11 protein-coding genes are annotated in these 8,557 nt (G+C 72.4%); 5 read left to right on the top strand and 6 right to left on the bottom strand.

Annotation, left to right across the window (positions count from 1 at the left end; genetic code table 11):
- Nucleotides 1-985 (bottom strand): DAK2 domain-containing protein (locus ACFU99_RS23315; protein ID WP_384394965.1); only part of this gene is annotated, 985 nt, incomplete at its 3' end.
- A gap of 334 nt (nucleotides 986-1,319) precedes the next feature.
- Here ACFU99_RS23315 and rpmB point away from each other — a divergent pair.
- Entirely contained in the window at nucleotides 1,320-1,505 is a 186-nt protein-coding gene (gene rpmB, locus ACFU99_RS23310) for a 50S ribosomal protein L28 (RefSeq protein WP_078645170.1), read from the top strand.
- 192 nt (nucleotides 1,506-1,697) lie between these two features.
- Here the strand turns inward: rpmB and thiD are convergent, their stop codons facing one another.
- Nucleotides 1,698-2,510, bottom strand: coding sequence for a bifunctional hydroxymethylpyrimidine kinase/phosphomethylpyrimidine kinase (thiD, locus tag ACFU99_RS23305; protein ID WP_384394968.1), 813 nt, complete (start codon nucleotides 2,508-2,510; stop codon nucleotides 1,698-1,700).
- Between the two features lie 65 nt (nucleotides 2,511-2,575).
- Complete coding sequence (locus tag ACFU99_RS23300) at nucleotides 2,576-3,547, bottom strand: thiamine-phosphate kinase (RefSeq protein WP_384394963.1); 972 nt, start codon at nucleotides 3,545-3,547, stop codon at nucleotides 2,576-2,578.
- Between the two features lie 137 nt (nucleotides 3,548-3,684).
- On the opposite strand from ACFU99_RS23300, the gene ACFU99_RS23295 reads away from it, so the two are divergent.
- On the top strand, nucleotides 3,685-3,918 hold the full coding sequence (locus ACFU99_RS23295) for an Lrp/AsnC family transcriptional regulator (protein WP_030884850.1): 234 nt from the start codon (nucleotides 3,685-3,687) through the stop codon (nucleotides 3,916-3,918).
- 20 nt (nucleotides 3,919-3,938) lie between these two features.
- Nucleotides 3,939-4,439 (top strand): DUF3515 domain-containing protein, encoded by a 501-nt coding sequence (locus tag ACFU99_RS23290; protein WP_384394960.1) that lies wholly within the window; start codon nucleotides 3,939-3,941, stop codon nucleotides 4,437-4,439.
- 43 nt (nucleotides 4,440-4,482) lie between these two features.
- Here the strand turns inward: ACFU99_RS23290 and ACFU99_RS23285 are convergent, their stop codons facing one another.
- The 3 genes from ACFU99_RS23285 to ACFU99_RS23275 are packed head-to-tail and all read right to left on the bottom strand — an operon-like array spanning nucleotide 4,483 to nucleotide 7,428.
- Entirely contained in the window at nucleotides 4,483-5,637 is a 1,155-nt protein-coding gene (locus ACFU99_RS23285) for a D-alanine--D-alanine ligase family protein (protein WP_384394959.1), read from the bottom strand.
- 34 nt (nucleotides 5,638-5,671) lie between these two features.
- The gene (locus tag ACFU99_RS23280) at nucleotides 5,672-6,673 is read right to left on the bottom strand and encodes an NAD(P)H-dependent glycerol-3-phosphate dehydrogenase (protein ID WP_384394957.1); all 1,002 of its coding nucleotides are present in this window, start codon (nucleotides 6,671-6,673) and stop codon (nucleotides 5,672-5,674) included.
- Nucleotides 6,670-7,428, bottom strand: coding sequence for a lysophospholipid acyltransferase family protein (locus tag ACFU99_RS23275; protein WP_384394955.1), 759 nt, complete (start codon nucleotides 7,426-7,428; stop codon nucleotides 6,670-6,672). The genes ACFU99_RS23280 and ACFU99_RS23275 overlap by 4 nt, the downstream gene beginning before the upstream one ends.
- A 149-nt stretch (nucleotides 7,429-7,577) precedes the next feature.
- Here ACFU99_RS23275 and cofC point away from each other — a divergent pair, with 149 nt between their 5' ends.
- A complete protein-coding gene (gene cofC, locus ACFU99_RS23270) occupies nucleotides 7,578-8,243 on the top strand; it encodes a 2-phospho-L-lactate guanylyltransferase (protein WP_384394967.1) in 666 nt (221 codons plus the stop codon).
- 57 nt (nucleotides 8,244-8,300) lie between these two features.
- On the top strand, nucleotides 8,301-8,534 hold the full coding sequence (locus ACFU99_RS23265) for a hypothetical protein (RefSeq protein WP_384394953.1): 234 nt from the start codon (nucleotides 8,301-8,303) through the stop codon (nucleotides 8,532-8,534).
- The last annotated feature ends 23 nt before the right edge of the window (nucleotides 8,535-8,557 follow it).

Here is an 8,557-nt window from a genome sequence, read left to right as displayed (position 1 = left end):
CCCCGAAGTGCGTGATGCGGACGCGGTGCGGCCGTCCCGCCTGGATGCCCGCCTCGACGGCCGCGCCCGCGTCGTCCACGTGGACGTGGACGTTCCACAGCCCGTCGCCGCCGACGACGACCAGGGAGTCGCCCAGGGCGTCGAGCCGGGCCCGCAGCGCCGTGACGGCGTCGTCGTCCGCGTCCAGGAGATAGATCACCTCGAAGGCGGGCCCGTCCTCGGCCGCGTGCGGGCCGCCCCCGGGGCAGTCGCAGACCGCCCGCGCTCCCCCGGCCGCCGGTATGCCCGCCGCGGGCGTACGGGCCTCGGGACCGCTCCCCGCGAGGGTCCGTACGAGCGCCTCCAGGACCGCGACCAGCCCGCGCCCGCCCGCGTCCACGACGCCCGCGCGGCGGAGGTCGGCGAGCTGGTCCGGGGTCGCGTCGAGGGCGGCGCGGGCCCCCAGGCAGGCCGCCCGCGCCACGTCCGCGCCGCTCCCCGCGGCCTTCCCGGCGGCGTCGGCGGCGGCCGCGGCGACGGTGAGCACGGTGCCCTCGACGGGGTGCGCGACGGCGGTGTACGCGGAGTCTGCGGCCTGCCGGAGCGCGCGCCGGAGCACGTCGCCCCCGTCACGCGTGCCCGCGGTCCGCACGCCCCCCTGAAGGCCGCTGGCAGGACCATCCTCCGCCAGCACCTGCGCCATCCCCCGCAGCAGCTGCGCCAGGATCGTGCCGGAGTTGCCGCGCGCCCCGATGAGCGCGCCGTGCGCCATGGCCCGTACGGCGTCGGCCAGGGTGGGCACGGCCTCGGTGGCGGCGTGCCCGTCGAAGGCGGCGTCGACGGCGCGGGCGGCGGATTCGACGGTGAGGTACAGATTGGTGCCGGTGTCCCCGTCGGCGACCGGATAGACGTTGATCGCGTCGATCTCCTCGCGGGCCCGGCCGAGCTCGTCCAGCGCCAGAGCGCACCAGGTGCGTACCGCGGCGGCGTCCAGCGTGTGCGGCACCTGCGTCCTCCTCCTCGCTCCACCGGCCGGATCCACCGGCCAGATCCCACCGGGCTCGCCGTGCCGGGTCCGATACGCCCCGGTCAGCCGGGTGCGCACCGCCCGCGGGCCACGGGCACAGGTCGGCACAGTAGTGCCGGGACGACGGGCCGCCCGGGGCGGGGGCCGGGGCCGCCATGGTAGTTTCGTTGTACGGGAGCGGTCGTTGTATGCTGCTCCGGTTGCCTGATGAGAATCAGGACATTCCCCCTGGCACCGCCGGTCGTCGATATTCTCGCGATCCCGGAGTGCCGGGAATTCACCGTAAGTGCATCTGAAGTCTTTGGAGTGACCCGTGGCTGCCAACTGCGACGTCTGCGGCAAGGGGCCGGGCTTCGGCAACGCTATTTCGCACTCGCACCGCCGTACCCCCCGCCGTTGGAACCCCAACATCCAGCGGGTGCGTGCAGTGGTCGGGAGCACGCCGAAGCGGCTCAACGTCTGCACCTCGTGCATCAAGGCCGGCAAGGTCTCGCGCTAGCGAGCGGTCCTCCCCGCACCAGCGGGGGTGAGCCGGTCTCGCACCGACGGTTACGTCGTGGCGCAGCCCCCTCCGGTTGCCTGAAAGGCCGGTCCGTCCCGTACGGACCGGCCTTTCGCATGCCCGCCTCCGGCAGTCGCACGCGTAATCCCGCGTTCGGCGGCCTCACGCGCGTGCCCTGATCCGGCGGTCTCAGCGGGTGCGCCACCCGTGATCCACCGGGCCGATCCCGCCGCCCAGCGGGAAGCCCGCCGCTATCGCCCCCGTGACGTACTCCTTCGCCTCGGCCACCGCCGCCGGGACCGTACGCCCCTTGGCCAGCTCCGAGGCGATGGCGGAGGCGAGCGTGCAGCCGGTGCCGTGGGTGTGCCGGTTGTCGAGCCGCGCGGACCGCAGCCAGTGCTCCTCGGAGCCGTCCGTGAGCAGGTCCACGGCGTCGCCGTCGAGATGCCCGCCCTTGATGAGCGCCCAGGCGGGCCCGTAGCCGAGCACCGCGTCCGCCGCCCGCCGCAGATCGTCCTCGACGGCCACCCGTACGCCCGTGAGCTGCGCCACCTCGTCCAGGTTGGGGGTGGCGACGGTGGCCGTCGGCAGCAGCTTCGTGCGGACCGCGTCGAGCGCGGTGGCGGCGAGCAGCGCGTCGCCGTGCTTGGAGACGCCCACCGGGTCGACGACCACGGGGGCGCCGACGTCCGTGAGCAGCGCGGCGACGGTCTCGACGAGCTCCGCCGAGGCGAGCATGCCGGTCTTGACGGCCTGCACCCCGATGTCGTCGACGACGCTGCGGAACTGCGCCCGTACGACGTCCGCGGGCAGCGGCCACGCGCCGTGCACGCCGCGTGAGTTCTGCGCCGTGACGGCGGTGAGAACGCTCATGCCGTGCACGCCGAGCGCGAGCATCGTCTTGAGGTCGGCCTGGATGCCCGCACCGCCGCCGGAGTCCGATCCGGCGACGGTGAGCACACGCGGCGGGGTGAATATCTCGCCGACCAACTCGCCGGCCATCTCGCCGGCCATTTCGCTTGCCATGCAAGCGAATCTACCGCCACGGACCGACCGGCCCGCTGCCGCTACTCGTCCGTCTCCAGGTCCCCGAAGTGGTCCCAGCCGCCGGCCTTGTCCCAGGGCGCGCCGTCCACGGTCACCTGCGGCAGCGCGGACGGGTGGAGTACGTCGCCGATCACCTGCCAGCGCGCGGGCAGTTTCACGTCCGGCGGGAAGGTCGCCACGATCGCGTGGTCCTCTCCCCCGCCGAGCACCCAGTGCAGCGGGTCGACGCCGACGGCCTGCCCGATGTCGTGCATCTGGCTGGGCACGTCGATCGCGGCCGTGTGCAGGTCGATGCGGACCTTGCTGGAGTCGGCGATGTGGCCGAGGTCGGCGATGAGGCCGTCGCTGATGTCGGTCATGGCGGTGGCGCCGAGCCCGGCGGCCGCGGGGCCCGCGTGGTACGGCGGTTCGGGCCTGCGGTGCGCCTCGACGAAGGCGCGCGGGGAGCGGAAGCCGCGGGAGAGCACCGCGTGCCCGGCGGCGGACCAGCCGAGCCAGCCGGTGACGGCGACCACGTCGCCGGGCTGGGCGCCGGAGCGGGTGACGGGTTCGTGGTTGCGCAGGTCGCCCAGGGCGGTGATGGCCACCGTGATCGTCTCGCCGCGCACCACGTCGCCGCCGACCACGGCCGCGCCGGCGACCTGGCACTCGTCGCGGATGCCGTCCATCAGCTCGGTCGGCCAGGTGGCGGAGAGTTCGGCGGGGACGACGAGGCCGAGCAGCACGGCGGTGGGCACCGCGCCCATCGCGGCGATGTCCGCGAGGTTCTGCGCGGCGGCCTTACGGCCTACGTCGTACGCGGTGGACCAGTCGCGGCGGAAGTGCCGTCCTTCCAGCAGCAGGTCCGTGCTGGCCACTACGCGCCGGTCGGGGGCCGCCACCACCGCCGCGTCGTCCCCCGGCCCGAGCCGTACCGCCGGGGTGGTGGTGAGCCGGGAAGTGAGCTCTCTGATGAGCCCGAATTCCCCCAACTCGCCCACGGTGCCCTTCATCCTGTTGCCCCTTCGCACTCGTGCTCCGCTGATCGCCGCGCCGCGCAGGCCGCGCGGGTCTCCCCGCGCCGTGCGGCGACGCGGTACCGTGGCGTCTCTTTCCCCCACATGATCCTCGTCGCCGCCCAGGAGGTTCCGTGGTACAGGCGTACATCCTGATCCAGACCGAGGTCGGCAAAGCGTCGACCGTGGCCGAAGTCATCGCGAAGATCGCAGGCGTGATACAGGCCGAGGACGTGACCGGTCCGTATGACGTGATCGTCCGCGCCCAGGCCGAGACCGTGGATGAACTCGGCCGCATGGTGGTCGCCAGAATCCAGCAAGTGGACGGCATCACCCGCACACTGACCTGCCCGGTGGTCCATATCTAGTTCCCCCGTATGCTCGGCCGGTGAGATTCTCCATCCGCCCGCGCGTCTGGCTGCCCTTCGTCGCCGCGTTGCTGACCGTCGCCGGCTGCTCGTCCTCGGACGGCGCCGCGAAGGTGAGCGCCCCCTCGCCGTCGGCGGCGGAGGCCGGGTACTGCCGGGCGTTGCACGCGAAGCTCCCCGGTGCCGTGAACGGAATGAAGCGGCGGACGACGGCGCCTGCCTCGGACTACACCGCGGCCTGGGGTGATCCGGCCATCGAACTGCGCTGCGGGGGACCGCGGCCGAAGATCCTGACGCCCGGTGACGAACACTACAACCCCAGCGCGGACGCCATGGAGCTCAACGGCGTCTCGTGGCTGCCCCAACGGCTGCCGGGCGGCGGCGTCCGCGCCACCACGACGCTGCGCAAGGCGTCCGTCGAGGTCGTCATCCCGGGAAAGTACACGGGCGAAGCCGGTGACGTGAGCGCGCTCACCGACTTCGCCGACGCCGTGCGGCGGACCGTGCCGACCGGCGTCTGAGCGCCGCCGGGACGGGCGCCCTCCCCGCGGCACGGTCCGTGGGTCAGCGCAGCCCCGTGGTGCGGCGCAGCGCGGCCTGTACGAGCAGGTCGACCAGTTCCGGGTAGCCGACGCCGCTCTCCTGCCACATCCGCGGGTACATCGAGATGGGCGTGAAGCCGGGCAGCGTGTTGATCTCGTTGATGACGAACTCGCCGTCCTCGCAGAGGAAGAAGTCGGCGCGCACCAGGCCCTCGCAGGACGCCGCGTCGAAGGCCCGTACGGCCAGTTCCCGGACCCGCTCGGTCTGCTCGGCGGTGAGCGGCGCGGGCACCAGGCCGGGGGCGGAGTCGATGTACTTGGCCTCGAAGTCGTAGAAGTCGTGGCTGGAGACCGGCGGGATCTCGGCGGGGACGCTCGCGCGCGGCCCGTCCTCGAACTCCAGCACCCCGCACTCGATCTCGCGGCCCCGCAGCAGCGCCTCCACGATGATCTTCGGGTCGTGGCGGCGGGCCTCCTCGATGGCCTCGTCGAGACCGTCGAAGCTCTCGACCTTGGTGATGCCCATGGAGGAACCGCCCCGGGCGGGCTTGATGAACAGCGGCCAGCCGTGGTCGCCGGCGAAGTCCGCGATCTTCCGGCGGGCGGCGTCGCGGTCGTTCTCCCACTCGCGCGGCCGGATCACCTCGTACGGACCGACGGCCAGTCCGAAGGAGGTGAAGACGCGCTTCATGTACTCCTTGTCCTGTCCGACGGCGGAGGAGAGGACGCCGGAGCCGACGTAGGGCACGCCTGCGAGCTCCAGCAGCCCCTGGAGGGTGCCGTCCTCGCCGTACGGGCCGTGCAGGACGGGGAAGACGACGTCGACGTCGCCCAGCGCCTTGGGCACGGCGCCCGGTTCGGTGTAGACGATTTCCCGCGAGGTGGGGTCGGCGGACAGCACCACGGCGCCGTCGGGGGACTCGGCGAGCTGCGCGACGGACGGCAGCTCGCGGCCGGTGATCGCCATCCGCTCGGGGTCGTCGGCGGTCAGCGCCCAACGGCCGTCCGTGGCGATGCCGATCGGCAGGACGTCGTACTTGGCGCGGTCGATGGCGCGCAGCACGGCTCCGGCGGTGACGACGGAGATCGCGTGCTCGGAGCTGCGGCCGCCGAAGACGACGGCGACACGCGGCTTCCGGCTCTGGTCAGGGCTCTGGGGAGGGTTGTCGCTGCTCATATCGGGTCGAGAGTACCTGTTGACAGACCGGTCGTCAGTGTCGCTCGGCCTTGGCGGAGCGGGACATCAGCTCCTTGAGCGCGACGAGCGGCGGCGTGCCCTCGTGGACGATGCCGACGACCGTTTCGGTGATGGGCATGTCGATGTCGTGGCGGCGCGCCAGATCGAGCACGGACTCGCAGGACTTGACGCCCTCGGCGGTCTGCTTGGTGACCGCGATGGTCTCCTCCAGCGTCATGCCGCGGCCGAGGTTGGTGCCGAAGGTGTGGTTGCGGGAGAGCGGCGAGGAGCAGGTGGCGACGAGGTCGCCCATGCCCGCGAGGCCGGCGAAGGTGTGCGCGTCGGCGCCCATCGCCAGCCCCAGCCGGGTGGTTTCGGCGAGTCCGCGGGTGATGAGGGACGCCTTGGCGTTGTCGCCGAGGCCCATGCCGTCGGCGATGCCCACGGCGAGGGCGATGACGTTCTTGACGGCGCCGCCGAGTTCGCAGCCGACGACGTCGGTGTTGGTGTACGGGCGGAAGTACGGGGTGTGGCAGGCGGCCTGGAGCCGCTGGGCGACCGACTCGTCGGGGCAGGCGACGACGGCGGCGGCGGGCTGCCGGGCGGCGATCTCCTTGGCGAGGTTGGGGCCGGTGATGACCGCGACCCGCTCCGGGGCGGCGTTGCCGACCTCCGCGATGACCTCGCTCATCCGCTTGGCGGTGCCCAGTTCCACGCCCTTCATCAGGGAGACGAGGACGGTGTCGGAGGGCAGCAGCGGGGACCACTGGGAGAGGTTCTCGCGCAGCGTCTGGGAGGGCACGGTGAGGACGGCGAACTCCGCGTCGCGGGCGGCGACGGCGGGGTCGGTGGTGGCCCGTACGGCGTCGGGGAGTCGGACGCCGGGGAGGTAGTCGGGGTTGGTGCGGCCGGTGTTGACCGCTTCGACGACGTCGGCGCGGCGGGCCCACATCGTCACCTCGCAGCCCGCGTCGGCGAGCACCATCGCGAAGGCGGTGCCCCAGGATCCGGTGCCGTATACGGCGCAGCGCGTCACTCGTCGTTCTCCTTGCCATGCTGGGCCTTGCGGCGGGCTTCGGCGCGCGCCTGCTTGTGGTCGTACGGCTGGGCGGGCGCGGGCTCCCGGCGGAGCTCGGCGAGGAGTTCGGTGATGGCGGCCATGATGGTGTCGGTGGCCTGGCGCAGCACCTCGGCGGTCGGCTCCTGCCCGTAGTACGCGGAGAGGTCGACGGGCGGGCCGGCCAGCACCTTGAGCGTCTTGCGGGGGAAGAGCCGGAGCTTCTTCTCCTTGGCGTACGGCGGCATGGCCTCGTGGGCGCCCCATTGCGCCACGGGGATGACCGGCGCCTTGGTCAGCAGCGCGACGCGGGCGGCTCCGGTCTTGCCCTGCATGGGCCACAGCTTCGGGTCGCGGGTCAGCGTGCCCTCGGGGTAGAAGGCCACGCATTCGCCGCTCTCGATGGCCGCGACGGCGGCGCGGAAGGCGACGGCGGCGTCGGTCGACTGGCGGTAGACGGGAATCTGGCCCGTGCCGCGCAGCAGCGTGCCCACGAAGGTCGTCTTGAAGAGCCCCGACTTGGCGAGGAAGCGCGGCACGCGGCCGGTGTTGTACTGGAAGTGCGCATAGGACAGCGGGTCCAGATACGAGTTGTGGTTGACGGCGGTGATAAAGCCGCCGTCCGCGGGAATGTGCTCCATTCCGCGCCAGTCCCGCTTGAACAGAACCACGAGCGGCGGTTTCGCCAACACCGCCGTAAGGCGATACCAGAAGCCGATTCTGTGGCGGGACACTCGGACACCCTTCTCTTTGGACCTGGGATGGAGCGGGTCTGCTGCGATCCCGTGGGCCGGACAAGTGTGGCCCCAGGTACCCGGTCTGTCGAGAACACGGTAACCCCGCGCCCTCCGGGCGACTGCGGCAGCAGGTGACAATGGGGCCGATGCGAAGAGACGGAGCGGGTGTGGTCTGGACCGTTGTGGTGCCGCTGAAATCCCTGGCGCGAGCCAAAAGCCGCCTCTCCGGGGCCGCTGGGACAAGGGGAGAGGGCCTCCGGCCCGCTCTCGCGCTCGCGTTCGCGCTCGACACGGTGGCGGCGGCGCTGGCCGCGCGGCCGGTGGCGGGTGTGGTGGTCGTCACGGACGATCCGCTGGCCGCTCCGCGGCTCGCCGCCCTGGGCGCGCGCATCGTCCCGGAGCCGCCGGGCGGCGGTCTGAACGCGGCGCTCGCCCATGGCGCGGACGCCATACGGACACGGTCCCCGGAATCCGGTGTGGTGACGCTGAACGCGGATCTTCCGGCGCTTCGGCCCGAAGAGCTGACCCGTGTTCTGGACGCCGCCGCCGCGTTTCCGCGGGCATTTCTCGCGGATGCCGCGGGAATCGGCACGACACTGCTCTCGGCCGCTCCCGGAGTGATGTTGTCGCCGGCTTTCGAAGGTCTCTCACGGGCCCGGCACCGGGCGTCCGGGGCGAGCGAGATCCTTCTCGACGGGGTCGATTCGGTGCGTCAGGACGTGGATACTCCGCAGGATTTGCGGGCCGCGCTGGCGCTGGGCGTGGGGGCCCGTACCACCGAGGCCGCGGCGGGTCTGCTGATAGCCGATTGATTGCCGGTCGAGGCGGGGCCGCACGCGCTGTCGTACCCAGGCTCTAAGCTTTCTCCTATGCAGGCCACCGCGTACACATACGACTTCGAGACCCGCTCCGGGAGTGTTCTCCTGGACGACGGCACGCCGCTGCCGTTCGACGCGGCGGCGTTCGACGCGGGCGGGCTGCGGCTGCTGCGTCCGGGGCAGCGGGTGCGCATCGAGGTGGCGGCCGCGCCCGCGGAAGACGGCTCCGAGAAGGACCGGGCCGACGGGCGCCGGGTGACGCTGGTGACCCTTCAGACCTTCTGAGCCGTACGTCCGTACGCCCGTAC

Source organism: Streptomyces sp. NPDC057654, from assembly GCF_042800135.1.
Taxonomy (GTDB): domain Bacteria; phylum Actinomycetota; class Actinomycetes; order Streptomycetales; family Streptomycetaceae; genus Streptomyces.
Note: the sequence above shows the minus strand (reverse complement) of the source record. Positions and strands in the feature narration are given on the sequence as shown.